Origin of the sequence: Brenneria corticis, assembly GCF_003115855.1 — a bacterium.
Classification (GTDB): domain Bacteria; phylum Pseudomonadota; class Gammaproteobacteria; order Enterobacterales; family Enterobacteriaceae; genus Brenneria; species Brenneria corticis.
Window position 1 is genome coordinate 60,327 of sequence record NZ_KZ819076.1, and the last position, 21,731, is coordinate 82,057.

Genomic DNA, 21,731 nt, shown 5'->3' on the forward strand with positions numbered 1-21,731 from the left:
GCGGGTAACCCCGTCCTTTTTACCGCCCCTCTATTTAACCGCGGCGATTTCCGCCAGCGCTTTATTCTTCAATGCGTCCAGCAGTTTATTATGGATGTTGCCGAAGCCCCCGTTGCTCATGACCAGAATGTGATCGCCCGGCTGTGCGGTCTTCACAATCATCTCCACCAGCGTATCGACGTCGGCGCTGCAGTGCGCGGGCTGCACGCAGGCTTCCGCCACCTCGGCGACCTGCCAGGGAATATGCTGCGGCTGGAACAAAAAGACCTCGTCGGCGCGGCCCAGCGACGGCGCGAGTTCGTTTTTGCACATCCCCATCTTCATGGTGTTGGAGCGCGGTTCAAGCACCGCCAGAATGCGCGCCGTCCCGCCGACTTTGCTGCGCAGCGCGGCCAGCGTCGCCAGTATGGCGGTAGGGTGGTGGGCGAAATCATCATAAACGCTAACGCCATGCTCGGTGCCGCGTAATTCGAGGCGGCGGCGGGCGTTGACGAATCCCCCCAGGGCGCGGCAGGCATCGGCAGGCAGTACGCCCACGTGGTGCGCCGCGGCAATCGCCATCAGCCCGTTGTGCATATTGTGTTCGCCGACCAGATCCCAATGCACTTCGCCAACCTGTTCGCCGTTCAGGTAAACCTGGTATTCGCTGGCGTCGGTAGTCGCTTTTTTCGCATTCCACACGCCGTCTTCACCGACCAGCTCCTGCTCGCTCCAGCATCCCATCGCCATCACCTGCTTTAGATGAACATCGTTGGCCGGCAGGATGATTTTCCCGCTGCCGGGAACCAGACGCACCAGGTGGTGGAACTGTTTCTGGATGGCTTTCAGGTCGTCGAAAATATCGGCGTGGTCGAATTCCAGATTATTCAGAATAAGGGTGCGGGGGCTGTAGTGAACGAACTTGGAACGCTTATCAAAGAAGGCGCAGTCATATTCGTCGGCCTCGACCACCATAAACGGGCTGGCGCCCAGACGCGCCGAGACGGTAAAGTTTCCCGGCACGCCGCCAATCACGAACCCCGGCTGGTAGCCGCAATCTTCCAGGATCCAGGTAACCATGCCCGCCGTGGTGGTCTTGCCGTGCGTACCGGCGACCGCAATCACCCAGCGATGGCGCAGGACGTCATCGTGCAGCCATTGCGGGCCGGAGACATAAGGCAGCCCCTGTTCCAGCATGGCTTCGACGCAGGGGTTCCCGCGCGTCATCGCATTGCCCACGATAACCAGGTCGGGCGCGGGATCGAGTTGAGCCGGGTCGTAACCCTGAATCAGCGTGATTCCCTGTTCTTCCAGTAAGGTACTCATGGGAGGATAAACGTTCGCATCTGAGCCTGTTACGTGATGTCCTAATGAACGGGCCAGCAGCGCCAGGCCGCCCATAAAGGTGCCGCAGATACCTAAAATATGAATACGCATACAGTTTCCATTTATACAATGTGATTGCGCACATTCTAACGCTATGAATCCGCCATAAGAAATGGATTTGACTAGGTACTCACTTTCTCTTTGGGCTACACTGCATGCGCAAACGTTGGCGGTATACCAATGAACCGCTTTTCATCCGCAGACTCTGGAATAGTGTTATGAAAACGTTAGGCGAATTTATCGTCGAAAAACAGCACGATTTCTCTCATGCCACCGGTGAGCTTACCGCGCTGTTGTCAGCGATTAAACTGGGCGCCAAAATTATCCACCGCGATATCAACAAAGCGGGTCTGGTTGATATTTTAGGCGCCAGCGGCATTTCCAATATTCAGGGCGAAGTACAGATGAAGCTTGATCTGTACGCCAATGAGAAGTTGAAAGCGGCGTTAAAAGCGCGGGGCGAGGTCGCCGGCATCGCCTCTGAAGAAGAGGACGAGATTGTCATTTTTGAAGGCGATCGGGCTGAAAACGCCAAATACGTGGTGTTGATGGACCCGCTGGACGGCTCTTCCAACATTGATGTCAACGTATCCGTTGGCACCATCTTCTCCATTTACCGACGTACCACCCCTTTGGGCGTCTCGGTAACGGAAGAAGACTTCCTGCAGCCGGGCAATAAGCAGGTCGCGGCGGGCTACATTGTGTACGGATCTTCCACCATGCTGGTGTATACCACCGGTCACGGCGTGCATGCCTTTACCTACGATCCGTCTCTGGGCGTATTCTGCCTGTCCCATGAAAAGGTTCATTTCCCGGAAAAAGGGAATATGTACTCCATCAACGAAGGGAATTACATTAAATTTCCTCTGGGGGTGAAGAAATACATTAAGTACTGCCAGGAGCAGGACGAAGCGACGCTGCGCCCTTATACCTCGCGCTATATCGGTTCACTGGTCGCCGACTTCCATCGCAACCTGTTGAAGGGCGGGATTTATCTCTATCCGAGCACCGCGAGCTACCCGCAAGGCAAACTGCGTCTGCTGTACGAATGCAATCCGATGGCGTTTCTGGCGGAGCAGGCGGGCGGTAAAGCCAGCGACGGCGAAAACCGTATTCTGGATATTATCCCGGATAAGCTGCACCAGCGTTCGCCTTTCTTTGTGGGAACGGAATCGATGGTGAGTGACGTTGAGCGTTTTATCCGTGAGTACCCGGATGAGTAAGCTCTCTTTCGCCTGAGTGGCGGCGTTTTTTTGTGGCGTGCCATTCCATGGCCGCCACCTTTCGGGCCGTCGCTAACGCGACGTCAAAAACTTACGGAGGGCGCCCTGACGGGCCGCCGCAAGCGGCGTTAAAAAACGCTCCAGGCGTTTTTTCTCCCGGAAGTTTTTTGTTTCAGTGTGCCTGCGCCGACAGGCACACCGTATGAATTCCCGCCGTCCGCCGGCCCCTATTGCTAGGGGTTTTGCGCCTCAAACCAGCTTTCCAGAATAATAACCGCCGATGCGGCATCCACGCTGCCTTTATCCAGCGCCCGGAAACCGCCGTGTGCGAACAGATCGGCGCGCGCTTCCACCGTGCTCAGCCGCTCATCATGCAGCTCGATCCGCACGCCGAAACGGCCGTGCAGGCGATTGGCGAATTTTCGCGCTCTGGCGGTCAGCGGCTGCTCGGTGCCGTCCATATTGAGCGGCAGCCCGACGACGACCAGCGCCGGTTGCCATTCGGACAACAGCTTTTCCACTTTTTGCCAGTCGGGTACGCCGTCCTGCGCTTTGAACGACGTCAGCGGACGGGCGGTGCGCGTTATTTCCTGACCGATAGCCACGCCGATGCTTTTGGTGCCGAAATCAAAGGCGAGAATGGTGCGGCTCGCCATCAGGCGTGTCCTGCTTCGGCGGCGATATTGTGGATATCCACCCCGAGCTTTTTCGCCGCCGCGCGCCAGCGTTCGGCAATCGGGGTGTGAAACAGAATCTCTTTATCCGCCGGCGTGGTCAGCCAGGCGTTGTCCAGCAGTTCGCTTTCCAACTGGCCTTGATCCCAGGCGGAATAGCCCAGCGCCACCAGGGTGTTTTCCGGCTGCTGCGCGGTTCCCAACGTCTTCAGCACGTCTTGCGACGTGGTGATCATGGTCTCCGCTGAAATACCGATGCTGGAGGCGAAACCGGAACGGGGCGTATGCAGGATAAATCCACGATCGTCCGCCAGGGGGCCGCCGGCAAAAACGGGCTTGTCCAGGCGGATCGACGGATCGCGCGGCGTTGGCGCTATCTTCAGCTTTTTCAGCACATTTTCCACCGTGAACTGTTCCATGGGCTTGTTGACGATCAGCCCCATGGCCCCGTCTTCATTATGCTCGCAGATATAGACCACCGAACGTTTGAATACCGGGTCCTGGAGCGCGGGCATGGCAATGAGAAAGTGATGCTGTAAATTCATTATGTGTTTTTATCGATCTCTGTCGGCGTTTGATAATCGGCCCGTCGACCAAAGACGAGCCGGACGTTTATGCGTTCCGGCTGAAGCTGGCGCCGGCACGCATCAGCTGTTGCGCGCAGCCAGACGTTTTTCAATCGCATCCATCAGCATACCGGTGATGGAAACATCCGGGTAGGCCGCTTCGATCTCGCGTACGCAGGTCGGACTGGTGACGTTGATTTCCGTCAGACGATCGCCAATGATATCCAGACCAACAAAAATCAGGCCTTTCCGCTTCAGCGTCGGCGCCACGTCACGGGCGATTTGCCAGTCGCTTTCGCTCAGCGGACGAGCTTCTCCCCGCCCTCCGGCGGCCAGGTTGCCGCGCGTCTCCCCGCTTTTGGGAATACGGGCCAGACAGTAAGGTACCGGTTCTCCGTCCACCACCAGCACGCGCTTGTCGCCCTCTTTAATCGCCGGCAGATAATTTTGCGCCATGCAGTAGCGGCTGCCATGCTCGGTCAGCGTTTCAATGATGACGGAAACGTTGGCGTCATCCTGCTTGAGGCGGAAAATCGAGGCGCCCCCCATGCCGTCCAGCGGCTTGAGGATCACGTCGCCGTGTTTCTGGTGGAACTGGCGCAGCTTATCCGCGCTGCGGGTCACCAGGGTATCGGGCGTCAGATGCGGGAACCAGGCGGTGAACAGCTTTTCGTTGCAGTCGCGCAGGCTCTGCGGTTTATTGACAATCAGCGTGCCTTGCTCTTCCGCGCGCTCCAGGATATAGGTGGCGTAAATAAATTCCGTATCGAATGGCGGATCTTTACGCATCAGAATCACATCCAGCTCCTCCAGCGCGATGTCCTGATCGCCGGAGAAATCATACCAGCCGTCATAGTCGTACTGAACGTTCAGACGGCGGGTGGCGGCGCGGGCCACGCCGGCATGCAGATAGAGATCGTTCATCTCCATATAATGCAGTTCCCAGCCGCGGCGCTGCGCTTCCAGCAGCATGGCGAAGCTGGTGTCTTTCTTGATATTGATGGCGTCGATAGGATCCATCACGATACCGAGTTTGATCATTATGTTCTCCTGTTACCCCAGATCGCCGAAACGTACCTGTAAGGCGGTAATGGCGGTGAGCGCGGTAGTTTCTGTGCGCAATACGCGCGGCCCCAAAAGGATATCGGTAAATCCGTACTCTGAGGTCATCGAAATTTCACTGGCGGAAAGCCCTCCCTCCGGGCCGATCAGCAGCCGAATCTGATTTACCGGCAACGGTAAGGTATTAATGCTCTGCGTCGCCCGCGGGTGCAGGTTGAGTTTTAACGCCGCATCCTGCTCGGCGCACCAGGCTTCCAGCGTCATGGCGGGGCGCACTTGCGGCAGGCGGTTGCGGCCGCATTGTTCACAGGCGGCGATGGCGATTTTTCGCCACTGGACGAGTTTTTTTTCCAGACGGTCCCCGTCCAATTTTACCCCGCAGCGTTCGGAAAGCAGGGGAGTAATCACGTTCACGCCCAGCTCAATGGATTTCTGAATGGTGAACTCCATTTTTTCGCCGCGGGAGATGACCTGGCCAAGATGCAGGCGTAACGGCGACTCTTTATCTTCCAACTTACCTTCAGCGACGCGGACGCGCACATTTTTTTTATCCGCCAGCACGATTTCAGCATCAAAGATGTGATTACTGCCGTCGAATAATTGCAACGGTTGGCCGCTGCTCATACGCAGAACGCGCCCAACGTGGTTGGCGGCATCTTCGCTCAGTGCCACTTCGCCGCCCGCGAGCGGCAGCGTTTCGGGATGAAAAATGCGCGGGATTCGCATACTGATGTTGTGACCTTTATCATGTAGTAATCCGCATCGGACCGGCCGGGGCCAATAGCGGCAAACCACCGCGCACAGGCAGTGGTTTTACGGACGAATAGCTATAGTAGGTAGACAGGCTATCGCTGGCAAGCCTGTTGAACGTAAGGGTTGTGATTCCTCTGTTTCGCGGCGATGCGCCGGTCGCGGGTGCACTCCCACTGCGTTACCGGGAATTGCTTGTCCCAGACCTCAAACAATCGGGTTTGCTGGCTGGATAAACGCAGCTGGTAGCGATCCCGCATATAAAAATAGGTACGGGCGATGGCGCCGCGGGCGCGGGCCGGCGGTTCCGCCAGCTTGTTTTTGAAATCGATTTTCATCTCGCACTGGCCGTACTGCGCTTCTCCGCCGTTCCATTGACCATACATGAAATTACCGCGATCGCCGTTGACTTCGCCGATGGCGGGTTGCAGGTTATGCAGGTCGATTTCCATTTCACGGTATACCGGATCCCGGCTGCAGTTTTTCCTGCCGCCATTTTGCCAGCACTGGCGCTGGTGGCCGAACTGCCAGGCGGGAACCACGTGCTCCCACTCGATGCGGTTGGCGCGCAGTTCGCTTTTTCTTACCTGATAGCCGCAGGAGGCGAGATCCGGGGTGCCTTTTTTCCCCTGCCATTTGATGTCGCAACCGCAGTAAAACGAACCCGGCGCGCCCTGATTTATCTCTACCGCCGCCGCTTTTGCCTGCGAGAAATTATTAATGTTTTGACTAAAGGCGGTGGCGGAAATCAGGCCCAGCCCGACCGCGGCGATAATCAGTGTTTTGCGTAGCATATTCCAAATAATCCACAATCAACAAAGCAGGCAGACTACCGGATGAGCCTGCGGCAGGCAAATGCAAAAAGCAGTTTTTAAACTGAGAATTTTCTTTTAAATAGAATTTGTTACGATAAAACGTAATGTCCTGCCGCATTGCCGGCAGCGATATTCTGTTTCGCCGCGCAGCACGCGGTTATGGCGGCGCACGGTTAACTCATGTTGCCGGCAATCGCATTGGTAGGGGAAGGTTTTACCCTGCACGGATTGCACGGCAAAGCGATGCGTTCTTCTGGCGGGCGTCTGTAACACATTTTCCATCATCCAACGCCACTCTTTGCCGTGCGGCGCCACTTTGCCGAAGCGGGCGAATACCAGCAAATGCGCCAGTTCGTGCGGGACGACTTCATCAATAAAAGTTTGCTGGTTTTCCTGCAAGAGGACAGGATTGAGGCGGATTTCCCAGTGCTGTAGCCAGGCGGTGCCGGCGGTGGAACCGCGTTGCTGATAGTTGACCGCGGGTTCGGGATAATGGGTGTCCAAAGCCGTATTGGCTAGCTGGAGCTTATCGCGCAGGCAGCGCATTACCGCCTGGTGATGGGCAATGGGAATTCTCGGTGTGTTCATACGGAGAAGCATAAAACGGGGCGGGGCGAAGCGCAATGACCCGCTCCCAGTCTCCCCCTTGTCAGGGGGGAGGAGCGATGCGGTATTGCGCTTACAAACCGGCGGCTTCACGCAGCTGCGCGACCTTATCGGTTTTTTCCCACGGGAAATGTTCGCGCCCGAAGTGACCGTAAGCGGCGGTATCCTGATAGATCGGGTGCAGCAGATCCAGCATCTTGATAAGACCGTACGGACGCAGGTCGAAGAATTCACGCACCAGCAGGGTAAGCCGCTCGGTTGAAATCTTTTCCGTGCCGAAGGTTTCGATCATGATGGAGGTCGGTTCAGCCACGCCGATGGCGTAGGACACCTGGATCTCGCAGCGTTCGGCCAGACCGGCGGCGACGATGTTTTTCGCCACGTAGCGCGCGGCGTAAGCGGCGGAACGGTCGACTTTTGACGGATCCTTGCCGGAGAACGCGCCGCCGCCGTGACGCGCCGCGCCGCCGTAGGTATCGACAATGATTTTACGTCCGGTCAGACCGCAGTCGCCCATCGGGCCGCCGATAACGAAACGACCCGTCGGGTTGATGAAAAATTTGGTGCCGGCGGTAAGCCATTCGGCCGGAAGAACCGGTTTGATAATCTCTTCCATCACCGCTTCATGCAGATCATGCTGAGCGATATCTTCCGAGTGCTGGGTGGACAGCACCACGGCATCGATACCGGCAATTTTGCCGTCGTCATACAGGAAAGTGACCTGGCTTTTCGCGTCCGGGCGCAGCCACGGCAGCGTACCGTTTTTACGCACTTCGGACTGGCGCTGCACCAGACGGTGGGCGTAGGTGATCGGCGCCGGCATCAGCACATCGGTTTCGTTGGTCGCGTAGCCAAACATCAGGCCCTGATCGCCCGCCCCCTGCTCCAGCGGGTCGGTACGGTCAACGCCCTGGTTGATATCGGGAGATTGCTTGCCGATGGCGCTCAGCACGGCGCAGGAGTTGGCGTCAAAGCCCATTTCGGAATTAACGTAGCCAATATCGCGGATGGTGCGGCGCGTAATTTCTTCGATATCTACCCAGGCGCTGGTCGTGATTTCACCACCGACTAACACCATGCCGGTTTTTACGTAAGTCTCGCAAGCGACACGAGCCTTGGGATCTTGCTCCAGAATGGCGTCAAGGACCGCATCGGAAATCTGATCAGCAATTTTGTCAGGATGTCCTTCAGAGACGGACTCGGACGTAAAAAGGTGTTTAGCCATGAGTTTTCTTTACCTTCAAATCAAAGCCGTTAAGCCGTGTATCAGTGAATCGGTATAGATGGATTAACATCTGGATGGCTATTCTAGGTCACATTTTGGCCCCATTGCCAGCAGTTTTTAGTTTTAGCCGTCCATCGCCGTCAGCTTGCCGGTTGCTGGAGGTCGGCCGCCGGGATATTTTCATTTTGCTTTTCCATCGTCATCCCGGTATAAACGGCGAGCGGTTTGTTGGTCGTGATGTGATATACTGAACCGTTTGATTAAGGCTGACCGCATACCCGGACCTTGCGGCGCACGTGGAGGTGATAGGATTGATGATCCGTTGTTTACTGAGTGTGTTGCGCTCGCAACGCTTTTCTCTCGACGCTATGGCGTCAGCTGCTCAACCCTTCTTTTCGTTGGCCCGAAGTTGCCTGTCGCTGAATGCGACGCAGGACTCCAGGGCCGGCTAACCCGTCGTTTATTTCCTGAGCCAGACGCATGCGACGCTCCTCTGGCAATGATTTCCCGGTGATTTTTCACAACCAGTTTCACTGACCCGGACCACGGAGTCTGACAACGTGTTTTACACTAATAGAGGTTCGTTATGTCTGACGACATGATTCATCACGGCTCGTCAGCGACGGGTAAACATGAAAATTTGCGCTCCATGCAGGAGGTTGCCATGAATGACCGCAATGCCAGCGAAATGCTTCGTACCTATAATATTGCCTGGTGGGGCAATAATTATTACGACGTCAACGAGCTGGGGCATATCAGCGTCTGTCCGGATCCGGATGTGCCGGAAGCCCGCGTCGATCTGGCCATGCTGGTTAAAGATCTGCAGGAGGAGAACCATCAGCGCCTGCCCGCGCTGTTCTGTTTTCCGCAAATTCTTCAGCACCGTCTGCGCTCCATTAATGGGGCGTTTAAACGGGCGCGCGAAGCCTTTGGCTACCAGGGCGGCTACTTTCTGGTCTACCCCATCAAAGTCAATCAGCACCGCCGCGTGATCGAGTCGCTGGTCAATTCGGGCGAACCGATGGGGCTGGAGGCGGGCTCGAAGGCGGAGTTGATGGCGGTGCTGGGGCACGCGGGAATGACGCGTACGGTGATCGTCTGTAACGGTTATAAAGACCGCGAGTATATCCGTCTGGCGCTGATCGGCGAAAAGCTGGGGCACAAGGTTTACCTGGTCATTGAAAAAATGTCCGAGATTAAGCTGGTGCTGGAAGAGGCCGAGCGCCTGAACGTGGTGCCTCGTCTCGGCGTTCGTGCCCGCCTGGCTTCGCAAGGATCCGGCAAATGGCAGTCCAGCGGCGGCGAAAAATCCAAATTCGGTCTGGCGGCGGTTCAGGTGCTGCAATTGGTTGAAACGCTGCGCGCGGTGGGACGGTTGGATAGCCTGCAGCTGCTGCATTTCCACCTCGGCTCGCAGTTGGCCAATATTCGCGATATCGCCACCGGGGTGCGCGAGTCCGCCCGTTTCTACGTTGAGCTGCACAAGCTGGGAGTCAATATCCAGTGCTTCGACGTCGGCGGCGGTCTGGGGGTGGATTATGAAGGCACCCGTTCCCAATCGGACTGCTCGGTGAACTACGGTCTGAATGAATATGCCAACAATGTTATCTGGGGCATCGGCGACGCCTGCAATGAGCATGGCTTGCCCCACCCGACGGTTATCACCGAGTCGGGCCGCGCGGTGACGGCGCACCACACGGTATTGGTTTCCAATATTATCGGCGTGGAGCGCAATGAGTTCAGCGAACCTACGGCGCCGGATGCAGACGCTCCGCGCGCGCTGGAAAGCCTGTGGTCGACCTGGCAGGAAATCAAACAGCCGGGCAAGCGCCGTTCGCTGCGCGAGTGGCTGCATGACAGCCAGATGGACCTGCACGATGTGCATACCCAGTATACGCACGGCATGCTGGACTTAACCCAGCGGGCGAAAGCGGAACAGCTTTATCTGAGCATCTGTCAGGACATTCAGCGGCAGTTGGACCCCAGTAATCGCGCCCACCGGCCTATTATCGATGAGCTGCAGGAGCGCATGGCCGACAAGCTGTACGTCAATTTCTCGCTGTTCCAGTCGATGCCGGATGCGTGGGGCATCGATCAGCTGTTCCCGGTCATGCCGCTGGAAGGGCTGGATAAACCGCCCGAGCGCCGCGCCGTACTGCTGGACATTACCTGTGATTCGGACGGCTCCATCGATCATTACGTGGATGGCGACGGTATTGCGACGACGATGCCGATGCCGCCGTACGATCCCGATAATCCGCCGTTACTGGGTTTCTTTATGGTCGGCGCTTACCAGGAAATTCTGGGGAATATGCATAACCTGTTTGGCGACACCGCCACGGTCGACGTATTCGTTTTCCAGGATGGCTCGGTTGAGATTGAGGAGTCGGACGAAGGGAATACGGTTGCCGACATGTTGGAATATGTTCAGCTCGATCCGGAAGTCTTGATGGCCCGTTTCCGCGATCAGGTAAAAGCCACCGAACTGGATGCGGACCTTCAGGCGCAGTTCCTGGAAGAGTTTGAAACCGGTCTTTACGGCTATACCTATCTGGAAGACGAATAGCGGCTTGTCGGCAGGGGATGTGCTTATGCACATCCTTTTCACCTTAATGCCAGCGAACCCATAACGGTAATATTTGGTGTTGATTCAGGTAAGTAAGACGGCTGCTCCGCGATGCCGTCTCTGAAGAGAATTTTGGCGATAAGCAGTAACGAGTTCTTATCCTGCACGCCGTATTTATTCAGTAATCTTGATTTACTGTTCAATACCGATTTTTTATTTAGCCCGATAATTTCTGAAATTGATTCCGCGGTATAGCCGGAAGTCCAATATTGAAAAACAGCCTGCTCTGATTTGGAAAGTCTGACAGGATTGAGAAAATGCGGGTTCTGGGGCTGGATAAAGTCCAGCAGTTTATAAAAGAAATCTATCGGTGATGATTTAGAAATAAGCATGGTTTTTTCATCAATACACACCGGAGGATGATAAGGGGAGTTATTGATGATAATGAATAACGAGGCGGTCTTGTAAAAAGAGGTTCTTACTGACTCATAATATTCTTCGAACCCTTCGCTGCTGCCGTCAATGATAAAAATACCGCTCGTTCTTGCGTGAGGCAGGGTAAACCTATAAGCAGGCCTTACATATAGCATAGGGGAGCGGGATAGGACCTCTCGTAAGCCTACGATGGTAAAATGGCATTTGCTGAAAATTCTGACATCCATGATTTTTAGCACATAAGAGTTTATTTTTTAAGAAGAACATAAACCAACAGTGGTTATTGATGCTGCCCGTGTCACTCAACCGTAAAAAAAATGTTACTCTAAAGTGGTTTTAAATCTTTAATGCAATGAATAGCTTGAAAAACGTGGAATGGCAAAACGTTTGATTTATATCGTTATGATTATATTGGTAAAAGCCGATTATACCCATGAGCATATAGTATGCTTGATTTGTAAAATCATTGCTATCTTTAAAATACATCAATTTAGCCCGTTGAAAGCGAAGAGCTGAATAGATTAATTGATATTAATAACTATTGAATCAATTTATTTGATTGGTGTTTTCTATCAATTAATGTGCTATCGCCGCCGGCAATCCTGTGGCGAATTGACTACCCTGCTTTTCAGCAGGCTATATAACCGCATAGCATTAAAATAAGTATCAAGATTTTAATCTTAAGGAAAAGGCAAAAAATGCTGCCGCAGGGTAACAATAATTAACGGCGGCCGCTGAAAAAACGCTAATTTTGCCTGATTTCAGTTCCGCGGCTGGGAAACATGGACCGGATTTCATTAAGGCGCCTGAATGTGTCAGGCGCCGGACGAATAAATCGTTTTCAACGACTAATTATTAAAATTCGTAATCATTACTTTTCAGCGGCAATGCGTTCACGAATATGTTTGGCCCGCTCTTCCGACGGGGGATGTGAATCAAACATGCTGCTTTGATGTCCGGCATCCAGCTTGGCCAGTTTCTCAAAACTGGTCGCCAGCCCTTCGGTTTTGATGCCGCGTTTTTTCAACAGCTCAAAGGAATAGTCATCGGCCTGCTTTTCCTGTGACTGCGAGAATTGCGCATTGACCAGTTTTTCACCCAGATCGGCAAGCTGGGACTGTGACAACGAGGCGGCGACGCCGCCGGTTGAAGAGATAGCCGTACGCGCCGCCGTCGCCGCGTAAGCCAGCTGCATCGCCTTGCGGGAGTGGCCAAGCGCGACGTGCCCCATTTCATGGCCCAGAACGCCCTCGACTTCATTATCCGTCATCAAATCCATCAGGCCGCTGTATACGCGGATGCAGCCGTTAGCCATCGCCCAGGCGTTCACATCTTTTGTCTGGTAGACCTTGTAGTTGGCCGGGGTGCCGTCAATATCGTGGCCTAACGCATCGGCAATTTTATTCAGACGCTTGGTGTAGGTGCTGCCGGCGGGCGCGATTTGGGCTTCTTTGTCCATTTGCTCGCAGGATTGATTGCTGAGCGTTTTTACCTGTTCATCACTCAGGGTAGCCGCCTGAAAGGCCTGGGCGCCGGACTGCATTAACGTACTGGTGTCAAGGTTTTGGCAACCGCTCAGCGATGTGGCGATACAGAGCGCCAGCACGGAGGTACGAATATTCATAAAATCATCTCCCTACGATAGTCATTAAGTGAATTAGCGATGAGTAACGGCGAATCGTCGCGCGGATTATATGGCGTTAACGATAAGCGAGCATGAACATAACCGAAAACTGCGTTTATAAAAAGATCCGCGTTACGACGAGTATTCTCCACATGGCCGCTATGGCGCCCGATAACCGCCGTTATTGCCGGCTATCCGCCTGGTCGGAAAAATGAGATGAAATCCTCTTTTTTGCTCACGGTTCCAAGTGCATTCACCTTGATTTTAATGTACATTTATAGTCATCTTTTCTTTGTCTTTATTAGCTAACGTATTGATTAGTATACCATATGCCTGTCAAGGCATCTGTTCAATCCGATCTGGAGTAAAGCATGTCCTCTCGTAAAGAACTTGCCAATGCTATTCGTGCGCTGAGCATGGATGCGGTGCAAAAGGCCAAATCCGGTCATCCGGGCGCACCGATGGGTATGGCGGATATCGCCGAAGTCCTGTGGCGTGATTACCTTAACCATAACCCCGCCAACCCGCACTGGGCTAACCGCGACCGCTTCGTGCTGTCCAACGGCCATGCCTCCATGCTGATTTACAGCCTGCTGCACCTAACCGGTTACGATCTGCCCATCGACGAGTTGAAAAATTTCCGTCAGCTGCATTCCAAAACCCCCGGTCATCCGGAGTACGGCTACACCGCCGGGGTGGAAACCACCACCGGGCCGCTGGGGCAGGGCATCGCCAACGCGGTCGGCATGGCGATTGCCGAACGTACGCTGGCGGCGCAGTTTAACCGCCCCGGCCACGAGATTGTCGACCATCATACCTATGTCTTCCTGGGCGATGGCTGCATGATGGAAGGGATTTCCCACGAAGTCAGCTCGCTGGCGGGCAACATGAAACTGGGCAAACTGACCGCGTTTTATGATGACAACGGCATCTCTATCGACGGCCATGTCGAGGGCTGGTTTACCGACGACACCGCCGCGCGTTTTGAGTCTTACGGCTGGCATGTGGTACGCGGCGTGGACGGACACGATGCGGAGGCCGTCAAGCGCGCGATCAGCGAGGCCCGGCTGGTGACCGACAAGCCGTCGCTGCTGATGTGTAAAACCGTGATTGGTTTCGGTTCGCCGAACAAGGCCGGCACGCACGATTCCCACGGCGCGCCGCTGGGCGACGGCGAAGTCGCCGCGTCCCGCGAACAGCTGGGGTGGAAGTACCCGCCGTTTGACATTCCCGCGGAGATTTACGCCGAGTGGGATGCGAAAGCCGCCGGTCAGCGTAAAGAAGCCGCTTGGGATGAGCTCTTTGCCGCCTATGCCAGCGCTTACCCGGAGCTGGCCGCGGAATTCAAGCGCCGTACCGACGGCGCCCTGCCGGATAACTGGCAGGCCGACGCGCAGAAGTTCATTGAGCAGTTGCAGGCGACCCCGGCGAAGATCGCCAGCCGTAAAGCCTCGCAGAACGCGCTGGAAGCCTACGGTAAACTGCTGCCGGAATTCCTCGGCGGCTCCGCCGATCTGGCGCCGAGCAACCTGACCATCTGGTCCGGCTCCAAATCGCTGGATAAAGACCATGCCGGCAACTATATCCACTACGGCGTGCGTGAATTCGGCATGACGGCGATTGCCAACGGCATCGCGCTGCACGGCGGCTTTATTCCCTATACCGCCACGTTCCTGATGTTTGTGGAATACGCCCGTAACGCGGTGCGCATGGCGGCGCTGATGAAAATCCGCAGCATTTACGTCTATACCCATGACTCCATCGGTCTTGGCGAAGACGGGCCGACTCACCAGCCCGTTGAGCAGTTGGCCAGCCTGCGGGTGACGCCCAACCTGAGCGTCTGGCGTCCGGCGGATCAGGTGGAAACCGCGGTGGCGTGGAAATATGCCATTGAACGTCAGGACGGCCCGACGGCGTTGATACTGTCGCGCCAGAATCTGGCTCAGCAGGAGCGCACCGCCCAGCAGCTGGCCGATGTGGCGAAAGGCGCCTATGTGCTGAAAGACAGCGGCGGCCAGCCGGAGGTGATCCTGATTGCCACCGGTTCCGAAGTCGAACTGGCGGTGGGCGCCTATGACAAACTGACGGCGGAAGGACGCAAGGTGCGCGTGGTATCGATGCCGTCCACCGATGCGTTCGACAAGCAGGATGCGGCCTACCGTGAAGCGGTGCTGCCGCAGGCGGTGACGGCGCGCGTGGCGATCGAAGCGGGCATCGCGGACTACTGGTACAAGTATGTCGGCCTGAACGGCGCGATTGTCGGGATGACGAGCTTCGGCGAGTCCGCTCCGGCAGAGCTGCTGTTTGAAGAGTTCGGTTTCACCGTGGATAACGTGGTGGCGAAGGCTAAAGCGTTGTTGCAGTAAATTCCGCACCGGCGGATAGCCGCCATCTGAGCCGCCAGAGCGATCTGGCGGCTTTTTTTACGGACTATCCCCCCCGCCCGTCATCACTATCTTCCAGCCCGAGAAATATGACGTGCGTCACTCTTCTGGCACCCGCCGAGTGAGAATATTTCTTTTGCAGGCTAATTCGTTTATGCTAGCTGAAGCGTTTCAGTTGTGATGTTGGTCGCACTTCATTAGCCGCTGCCGGGACATCTTCCAGAGGCAAGCGGCGCGGATGGTCGGGAAGCACAAGAAGCGGTTTATTCCTTGTGGCGGACTGACTATCCTATGAGCTTGACGCGACCACCAAGACACAGGGAGTTCCATGACGATCCGTATTGCGATAAACGGTTTTGGCCGAATTGGCCGCAATGTTCTGCGTGCGCTGTATGAGTCGGGCCGCCGGGCGGAGATTTCGGTGGTAGCCATCAACGAACTGGCCAGCGCGGAGGGGATCGCCCACCTGCTCAAGTATGACTCCAGCCACGGACGTTTCTCCTGGGATGTTCGTCAGGAATGCGATCAACTGTATGTCGGAGAGGATTGTATCCGACTATTGCATCAGGCCGATATCCAGCAGTTGCCCTGGCGCGAGCTCGGCGTTGACGTGGTGCTGGATTGCAGCGGAGTATATGGCAGCCGCGAAGACGGCGAAGCGCATCTGGCCGCGGGAGCGAAGAAGGTGCTTTTTTCGCACCCCGGAACGGCCGATCTGGATGCCACCGTGGTATTTGGCGTTAACCATCAAAATTTAAAATCCGAACACCGCATCGTTTCCAATGCCTCATGCACCACCAACTGCATTATTCCCATCATTAAACTGTTGGATGACGCCTTTGGTATTGAAAATGGCACGGTAACGACGATCCACTCGTCGATGAACGATCAGCCGGTGATTGACGCCTATCATCACGATCTGCGGCGTACCCGCGCCGCCAGCCAGTCCATTATTCCGGTGGATACCAAACTGGCGGTGGGGATCACGCGGATTTTCCCGCAGTTCGTCGATCGTTTTGAGGCGATATCCGTTCGGGTGCCGACGATTAACGTCACGGCGATTGATTTAAGCGTTAGCGTGAAGAAAGCGGTAAATGTTAATGAAATCAATGCATTATTTCAAAAATCAGCGCATGAGGCATTTCGTGGTATAGTTGATTATACCGAATTGCCGTTGGTTTCGGCCGATTTTAACCACGATCCGCACAGTGCCATCGTTGATGGCACGCAGACGCGGGTCAGCGGTCAGCATCTGATTAAAACGCTGGTCTGGTGCGATAACGAATGGGGTTTTGCCAACCGGATGTTGGATACAACCCGGGCGATGGCAACCTGCGGTTTCTAGTACGACGGTATTGGTCGGCGATCGATACCTCGCTCAAGCAACTTTAAAAGAGAATCAACAAGAGGATTCACCATGTCTGTAATTAAGATGACCGATCTGGATCTGGCCGGCAAACGTGTACTGATCCGCGCGGATCTGAACGTGCCGGTAAAAGAAGGTAAAGTGACGTCTGATGCGCGTATCCGCGCTTCTCTGCCGACCATCGAAAGCGCGCTGAAACAGGGTGCCCGCGTGATGGTGACTTCCCACCTGGGACGTCCGACCGAAGGAGAATACAACGAAGAGTTTTCTCTGCTGCCGGTGGTCAATTACCTGAAAGAGAAATTGTCTTCCCCGGTACGTCTGGCAAAAGACTATCTCGATGGGGTAGACGTTGCTGAAGGCGAACTGATCGTTCTGGAAAACGTACGCTTCAACAAAGGCGAGAAGAAAGACGACGAAGTGCTGGCCAAAAAATATGCCGCCCTGTGCGACGTATTTGTGATGGACGCCTTCGGCACCGCGCACCGCGCTCAGGCTTCCACCCACGGCGTGGGTAAATTCGCCCCCGTCGCCTGCGCCGGCCCGCTGCTGTCAAATGAACTGGAAGCGTTAGGCAAAGCGCTGGGTAACCCGGCGCGTCCGATGGTGGCCATCGTCGGCGGTTCAAAAGTCTCCACCAAGCTGACCGTGCTTGACTCCCTGTCCAAAATCGCCGACCAGCTGATTGTCGGCGGCGGTATCGCCAATACTTTCGTTGCGGCCCAAGGTCATAACGTGGGTAAATCCCTGTACGAAGCGGACCTGATCCCCGAAGCGAAAAAATTGCTGGAAACCTGTGATATCCCGGTTCCGAGCGATGTCCGCGTAGCGACCGAATTCTCCGAAACCGCCGCCGCAACCCTGAAATCCGTCACCGCGATTAAAGACGATGAACAGATTCTGGACCTGGGCGACGTTTCCGCAGAACGTCTGGCGGACATTCTGAAAAACGCCAAAACCATTCTGTGGAATGGCCCGGTCGGCGTATTTGAATTCCCGAATTTCCGTAAAGGCACCGAGATTGTCGCCAAAGCCATTGCCGAAAGCGATGCATTTTCCATCGCCGGCGGCGGCGACACGCTGGCGGCCATCGACCTGTTTGGTATTGCTGACAAAATTTCCTATATTTCTACCGGCGGCGGCGCTTTCCTGGAGTTCGTTGAAGGGAAAAAACTGCCAGCGGTTGTTATGCTGGAAGAACGTGCGAAACAGTAATGCTTTAGGTTGAGCGCAGTTCACTGCCTCAACCCTGGCTGTCCCGTCAGTGGTGTCGGGACGGCTATCGATGTAACGATCGATTTTTTTTAACCCCCCACGGCCAACGAAACGGGACACGTAACATGTCTAAAATTTTTGATTTCGTAAAACCTGGTGTCATCACTGGTGATGACGTTCAGAAAGTTTTCGCAGTAGCGAAAGAAAACAAATTCGCCCTGCCGGCAGTAAACTGCGTCGGTACCGACTCGATTAATGCCGTGCTGGAAGCCGCAGCCAAAGTACGCGCGCCGGTGATCGTTCAATTCTCTAACGGCGGTGCGGCGTTTATCGCTGGCAAAGGCCTGAAGGCGGAAGGCCAGCAGGCGGCTATTCTGGGTGCGATTTCAGGCGCGCACCACGTGCATCAACTGGCGGAGCACTACGGCGTGCCGGTTATTCTGCACACCGACCACTGCGCCAAGAAATTGCTGCCGTGGTTGGACGGGCTGCTGGATGCCGGTGAAAAACATTTTGCCGCTACCGGTAAGCCGCTGTTCTCTTCCCATATGATCGATCTGTCTGAAGAGTCTCTGGAAGAAAATATTGAAATCTCTAGCAAATATCTGACTCGCATGGCGAAACTGGGTATGACGCTGGAGATTGAACTCGGCTGTACCGGCGGCGAAGAAGATGGCGTGGACAACAGCCATCTGGATAACTCCGCGCTGTACACTCAGCCGGAAGACGTGGCTTATGCCTATGAAAAACTGAACGCCATCAGCCCGCGCTTCACCATCGCCGCGTCGTTCGGCAACGTGCACGGCGTTTACAAACCGGGCAACGTTCAGCTGACGCCAAAAATTCTGCGTAACTCGCAGGATTACGTCTCTGAAAAATACAACCTGCCGCACAACAGCTTGAACTTCGTGTTCCACGGCGGTTCCGGCTCTTCTGCCGCGGAAATTGAAGAAGCGGTGGGTTACGGCGTCGTCAAGATGAATATCGACACCGATACCCAGTGGGCGACCTGGGAAGGTATTCTGCAGTACTACAAGAAAAACGAAGGGTATCTGCAGGCTCAGTTGGGCAACCCGGAAGGCGCCGAGAAGCCGAACAAGAAATACTACGATCCGCGCGCATGGCTGCGTGCCGCGCAGGCCACAATGGTTGCGCGTTTAGAAAAAGCCTTTAAAGAACTGAACGCGATTGACGTTCTTTAACTAAGATTCTTAAAGGTTTATCGCTAAGGCTCCTACGGGAGCCTTAATTTTATAGGTACAGATTTCGCCGCAGATTGCGGCTTTTGGTGTGAAAGTGATGCTCGGTCAGAGAGCGCAAGAAACAGGAGTAATTAAATGGAAGAACTGAACGTTGGTGTAGAACAGGCGACCGGCTGGCTGGTCAGCCACCAGGATATCTTGTTGCAGTACGTGGTTAATATCGTCGCCGCGTTACTGATCCTGGTTGTCGGTCTGGTTATCGCCCGAATTCTGTCCGGAACGCTGAATCGCCTGTTGGTGAGCCGTTCTATTGACTCGACGGTGGCCGATTTCCTTGCGGCGCTGGTGCGCTACGGCATTATCGCGTTTACGCTGATTGCCGTATTGAGCCGGGTCGGCGTACAAACGGCATCGGTCATCGCGGTGCTGGGTGCGGCGGGTTTGGCCGTTGGTTTGGCCCTGCAAGGGTCGTTGGCGAACTTTGCGGCCGGCGTGCTGCTGGTGACTTTCCGGCCTTTCCGGGTGGGCGAGTGGGTCGATCTGGGCGGCATCGCCGGCACGGTGACGCAGGTGCAGATTTTCTCCACCACGCTGCGTACCGCCGACGGCAAGATTATCGTTGTGCCGAACGGCAAGATCATCGCCGGGAATATCATCAACAGCTCGCGTGAGCCCGATCGGCGCACCGAGATCGTTGTCGGCGTGGCCTATGATGCGGATATCGAGCTGGTGAAAAAGCTGCTGGGCGATATTGTGGCGGCCGATAAACGTATCCAGCACGATAAAGGCGTGACCATTCGGCTGAATGAACTGGCGGCGTCCTCGCTGAATTTTGTGGTGTGGGTGTGGACCACCAACGGCGACGCGCAGGCGGTGTACTGGGATCTGCTGGAGAGCTTCAAGCGGGCGCTGGACGAAAATCGTATCGGCATCCCTTATCCGCAGATGGATGTGCATCTGTATAACGCCGAGCGGCAAGGCGCGAACTGACGTATTGGCTGAGTTATCCGGGAATGCCATTCCCGGATAACGCTCCTGCCGCAATACCCATCCCGATAAAGCGCGCTACGCGACATAATCGCTTTAAAGGTGAAGATAATATTCCGCTTTTGTTCTATCGTAGCCCATCTCATTTTTTCCTTTTATTTGATACCGACAATGAAGCTAGACCGCACGCCGTATTTTCATACGGTCGTCATTTTTCTTTTTGCCCTGTTTCTGCCATATATCGGACAGCGTGTCCTTCCCGCCAGCCAGGAACTGCTTGATGCCATTGAGTTATTCCAGTCTTTTTGGCTATTGTTCGGGGCGATATTCACCTGGTTTTACATCAAACCGCTACGCTGCGAGAGAGATAAGCGTATTTTCTGGTTATGGAGCATCAGCCTGTGGCTGGTGCTTTTTGGCCGCGGCATCAACTGGGGGCGCAATTATCTGCCGGATGAGCCGAGGATCTATTTCCGGGCGATATCCGTCGTGCTGATAGGCATTCCCCTGCTGATGCTTTTACTTCCCTCTATCAGGCGTGAAATCATCCGGCGTTTGCAAACGGAACCCCTGCCCGTTTGGGATATCGGGCTGATGGTGGGCTGTTTTCTGATTTCCGACGCCATAGAGCATCAGCGCCTGTTGGCATTTCTGTTCGTGTATGACGAACGGTATAAAAATATGATGGAAGAACTGTACGAGCTGCCGTTTATGCTTTTGCTGTTTTTTATCACCTTTCTTCTCCAGAAGAAGGAGCGTGAGTCTTCCGTTTTCCCGCCCCGCGATCCCTGAGAAGGTTAATATTTTCGACTCACTATTAGACTCGCTAATGTATTATTAGGAATTTAAATTTCCATTAATATAAAGCGCTCCATAAACTGCCGCTCATCTCAATCATGATTGTTGCAGGGAGACTGTGATGTTGGCGGTGTATCTACAGGGATTTATTCTTGGCGCGGCAATGATTCTGCCCCTGGGCCCGCAGAATGCGTTTGTCATGAATCAGGGGATTAGGCGGCAATATCACCTGATGATTGCGCTCCTGTGCGCGCTCAGCGACGTGGTGCTGATTTGCGCGGGCGTCTTCGGCGGCAGCGCGCTGCTCAGCCGGTCTTCATTACTGATGGGGCTGGTGACCTGGAGCGGCGTCGCTTTTCTGCTGTGGTACGGCTGGGGCGCGTTCAAGACGGCATTCAGCAAGGATGTGGCGCGGGTCGAAAGCGCGGTGATGAAGCAGAGCCGCGGGCGTATTATGGTGACCTTGCTGGCCGTCACCTGGCTCAATCCGCATGTCTATCTGGATACCTTTGTGGTGCTGGGCAGTTTGGGCAACCAGTTTGCCGATGGCGCCCGCGGCTGGTTTGCGCTGGGAACCATCACCGCGTCTTTCCTGTGGTTTTTTGCTCTGGCGCTGCTGGCGGCCTGGCTGGCTCCGTGGCTGAATACGCCGCGCGCGCAGCGGGTGATTAACCTGTTCGTCGGCGTGGTGATGTGGGGGATTGCCTGCCAGTTGGCGCGCTTCGGCTGGCAATAAATTTCCCGGCTTTACTCCCCGGTTTCGGAAATTCACCTATATTTTGTTGTGTCGGCCGTGCGGTATGTTACTCGTTTACCGCCGCGGTGAAAAACAGACGACGGTAAGCCGTTCAGGCGGCCGTCTCAGCGA

General features: G+C 55.1%; 19 protein-coding genes. 9 read left to right on the top strand and 10 right to left on the bottom strand.

The window, feature by feature from the left end; all coding sequences use genetic code 11:
* Window positions 1-30 precede the first annotated feature (30 nt).
* Window positions 31-1,416 carry a UDP-N-acetylmuramate:L-alanyl-gamma-D-glutamyl-meso-diaminopimelate ligase gene (gene mpl, locus DDT56_RS08350; protein ID WP_136165997.1) on the bottom strand — a complete coding sequence of 462 codons (1,386 nt, stop codon included), beginning with the start codon at window positions 1,414-1,416 and terminating at the stop codon, window positions 31-33.
* Between the two features lie 167 nt (window positions 1,417-1,583).
* Between mpl and fbp the strand changes: the two genes are divergently transcribed.
* Window positions 1,584-2,588, top strand: a complete 1,005-nt coding sequence (gene fbp, locus DDT56_RS08355) for a class 1 fructose-bisphosphatase (protein WP_136165998.1) — start codon at window positions 1,584-1,586, stop codon at window positions 2,586-2,588.
* Between the two features lie 233 nt (window positions 2,589-2,821).
* Here the strand turns inward: fbp and ruvX are convergent, their stop codons facing one another.
* The 7 genes from ruvX to metK all read right to left on the bottom strand — a co-directional run bounded on the left by ruvX (window position 2,822) and on the right by metK (window position 8,286).
* Complete coding sequence (gene ruvX / locus DDT56_RS08360) at window positions 2,822-3,244, bottom strand: Holliday junction resolvase RuvX (RefSeq protein ID WP_136165999.1); 423 nt, start codon at window positions 3,242-3,244, stop codon at window positions 2,822-2,824.
* A complete protein-coding gene (locus DDT56_RS08365; protein WP_136166000.1) occupies window positions 3,244-3,807 on the bottom strand; it encodes a YqgE/AlgH family protein in 564 nt (187 codons plus the stop codon). Before DDT56_RS08365 ends, ruvX begins: the two co-directional genes overlap by 1 nt.
* 102 nt (window positions 3,808-3,909) lie before the next feature.
* Complete coding sequence (gshB, locus tag DDT56_RS08370; RefSeq protein WP_136166001.1) at window positions 3,910-4,869, bottom strand: glutathione synthase; 960 nt, start codon at window positions 4,867-4,869, stop codon at window positions 3,910-3,912.
* 12 nt (window positions 4,870-4,881) lie between these two features.
* Window positions 4,882-5,616 carry a 16S rRNA (uracil(1498)-N(3))-methyltransferase gene (gene rsmE / locus DDT56_RS08375; RefSeq protein WP_136166002.1) on the bottom strand — a complete coding sequence of 245 codons (735 nt, stop codon included), beginning with the start codon at window positions 5,614-5,616 and terminating at the stop codon, window positions 4,882-4,884.
* 119 nt (window positions 5,617-5,735) lie between these two features.
* Entirely contained in the window at window positions 5,736-6,434 is a 699-nt protein-coding gene (endA, locus tag DDT56_RS08380; protein ID WP_136166003.1) for a deoxyribonuclease I, read from the bottom strand.
* A gap of 96 nt (window positions 6,435-6,530) precedes the next feature.
* A complete protein-coding gene (locus DDT56_RS08385) occupies window positions 6,531-7,043 on the bottom strand; it encodes a SprT family zinc-dependent metalloprotease (RefSeq protein ID WP_136166004.1) in 513 nt (170 codons plus the stop codon).
* A gap of 91 nt (window positions 7,044-7,134) precedes the next feature.
* Window positions 7,135-8,286, bottom strand: coding sequence for a methionine adenosyltransferase (gene metK, locus DDT56_RS08390; RefSeq protein ID WP_136166005.1), 1,152 nt, complete (start codon window positions 8,284-8,286; stop codon window positions 7,135-7,137).
* A gap of 586 nt (window positions 8,287-8,872) precedes the next feature.
* Here metK and speA point away from each other — a divergent pair.
* Window positions 8,873-10,852 (top strand): biosynthetic arginine decarboxylase, encoded by a 1,980-nt coding sequence (gene speA, locus DDT56_RS08395; protein WP_136166006.1) that lies wholly within the window; start codon window positions 8,873-8,875, stop codon window positions 10,850-10,852.
* Between the two features lie 38 nt (window positions 10,853-10,890).
* Here speA and DDT56_RS08400 read toward each other — a convergent pair whose 3' ends face one another.
* Window positions 10,891-11,514 (bottom strand): LuxR C-terminal-related transcriptional regulator, encoded by a 624-nt coding sequence (locus DDT56_RS08400; protein ID WP_210416998.1) that lies wholly within the window; start codon window positions 11,512-11,514, stop codon window positions 10,891-10,893.
* 644 nt (window positions 11,515-12,158) lie between these two features.
* Window positions 12,159-12,911: a metalloprotease LoiP gene (gene loiP, locus DDT56_RS08405; RefSeq protein ID WP_136166007.1), complete on the bottom strand. Its 753-nt coding sequence runs from the start codon at window positions 12,909-12,911 to the stop codon at window positions 12,159-12,161.
* Between the two features lie 371 nt (window positions 12,912-13,282).
* Between loiP and tkt the strand changes: the two genes are divergently transcribed.
* The 7 genes from tkt to argO all read left to right on the top strand — a co-directional run bounded on the left by tkt (window position 13,283) and on the right by argO (window position 21,599).
* Window positions 13,283-15,277 (top strand): transketolase, encoded by a 1,995-nt coding sequence (gene tkt / locus DDT56_RS08410; RefSeq protein WP_136166008.1) that lies wholly within the window; start codon window positions 13,283-13,285, stop codon window positions 15,275-15,277.
* A gap of 346 nt (window positions 15,278-15,623) precedes the next feature.
* Entirely contained in the window at window positions 15,624-16,640 is a 1,017-nt protein-coding gene (epd, locus tag DDT56_RS08415; protein WP_136166009.1) for an erythrose-4-phosphate dehydrogenase, read from the top strand.
* Between the two features lie 72 nt (window positions 16,641-16,712).
* Complete coding sequence (pgk, locus tag DDT56_RS08420) at window positions 16,713-17,876, top strand: phosphoglycerate kinase (RefSeq protein WP_136166010.1); 1,164 nt, start codon at window positions 16,713-16,715, stop codon at window positions 17,874-17,876.
* Between the two features lie 125 nt (window positions 17,877-18,001).
* Window positions 18,002-19,078 carry a class II fructose-bisphosphate aldolase gene (gene fbaA / locus DDT56_RS08425; protein ID WP_136166011.1) on the top strand — a complete coding sequence of 359 codons (1,077 nt, stop codon included), beginning with the start codon at window positions 18,002-18,004 and terminating at the stop codon, window positions 19,076-19,078.
* 135 nt (window positions 19,079-19,213) lie between these two features.
* Complete coding sequence (mscS, locus tag DDT56_RS08430) at window positions 19,214-20,068, top strand: small-conductance mechanosensitive channel MscS (protein WP_136166012.1); 855 nt, start codon at window positions 19,214-19,216, stop codon at window positions 20,066-20,068.
* A gap of 168 nt (window positions 20,069-20,236) precedes the next feature.
* Window positions 20,237-20,857, top strand: a complete 621-nt coding sequence (locus DDT56_RS08435; RefSeq protein WP_136166013.1) for a hypothetical protein — start codon at window positions 20,237-20,239, stop codon at window positions 20,855-20,857.
* Between the two features lie 127 nt (window positions 20,858-20,984).
* Window positions 20,985-21,599, top strand: a complete 615-nt coding sequence (gene argO / locus DDT56_RS08440; protein ID WP_136166014.1) for an arginine exporter ArgO — start codon at window positions 20,985-20,987, stop codon at window positions 21,597-21,599.
* Window positions 21,600-21,731: the final 132 nt, after the last annotated feature.

Coding starts and splice junctions, on each gene's coding strand:
- mpl (WP_136165997.1), bottom strand. CDS start 1,416: ATGCGTATTCATATTTTAGGTATCTGCGGCACCTTTATGGGCGGCCTG.
- fbp (WP_136165998.1), top strand. CDS start 1,584: ATGAAAACGTTAGGCGAATTTATCGTCGAAAAACAGCACGATTTCTCT.
- ruvX (WP_136165999.1), bottom strand. CDS start 3,244: ATGGCGAGCCGCACCATTCTCGCCTTTGATTTCGGCACCAAAAGCATC.
- DDT56_RS08365 (WP_136166000.1), bottom strand. CDS start 3,807: ATGAATTTACAGCATCACTTTCTCATTGCCATGCCCGCGCTCCAGGAC.
- gshB (WP_136166001.1), bottom strand. CDS start 4,869: ATGATCAAACTCGGTATCGTGATGGATCCTATCGACGCCATCAATATC.
- rsmE (WP_136166002.1), bottom strand. CDS start 5,616: ATGCGAATCCCGCGCATTTTTCATCCCGAAACGCTGCCGCTCGCGGGC.
- endA (WP_136166003.1), bottom strand. CDS start 6,434: ATGCTACGCAAAACACTGATTATCGCCGCGGTCGGGCTGGGCCTGATT.
- DDT56_RS08385 (WP_136166004.1), bottom strand. CDS start 7,043: ATGAACACACCGAGAATTCCCATTGCCCATCACCAGGCGGTAATGCGC.
- metK (WP_136166005.1), bottom strand. CDS start 8,286: ATGGCTAAACACCTTTTTACGTCCGAGTCCGTCTCTGAAGGACATCCT.
- speA (WP_136166006.1), top strand. CDS start 8,873: ATGTCTGACGACATGATTCATCACGGCTCGTCAGCGACGGGTAAACAT.
- DDT56_RS08400 (WP_210416998.1), bottom strand. CDS start 11,514: ATGGATGTCAGAATTTTCAGCAAATGCCATTTTACCATCGTAGGCTTA.
- loiP (WP_136166007.1), bottom strand. CDS start 12,911: ATGAATATTCGTACCTCCGTGCTGGCGCTCTGTATCGCCACATCGCTG.
- tkt (WP_136166008.1), top strand. CDS start 13,283: ATGTCCTCTCGTAAAGAACTTGCCAATGCTATTCGTGCGCTGAGCATG.
- epd (WP_136166009.1), top strand. CDS start 15,624: ATGACGATCCGTATTGCGATAAACGGTTTTGGCCGAATTGGCCGCAAT.
- pgk (WP_136166010.1), top strand. CDS start 16,713: ATGTCTGTAATTAAGATGACCGATCTGGATCTGGCCGGCAAACGTGTA.
- fbaA (WP_136166011.1), top strand. CDS start 18,002: ATGTCTAAAATTTTTGATTTCGTAAAACCTGGTGTCATCACTGGTGAT.
- mscS (WP_136166012.1), top strand. CDS start 19,214: ATGGAAGAACTGAACGTTGGTGTAGAACAGGCGACCGGCTGGCTGGTC.
- DDT56_RS08435 (WP_136166013.1), top strand. CDS start 20,237: ATGAAGCTAGACCGCACGCCGTATTTTCATACGGTCGTCATTTTTCTT.
- argO (WP_136166014.1), top strand. CDS start 20,985: ATGTTGGCGGTGTATCTACAGGGATTTATTCTTGGCGCGGCAATGATT.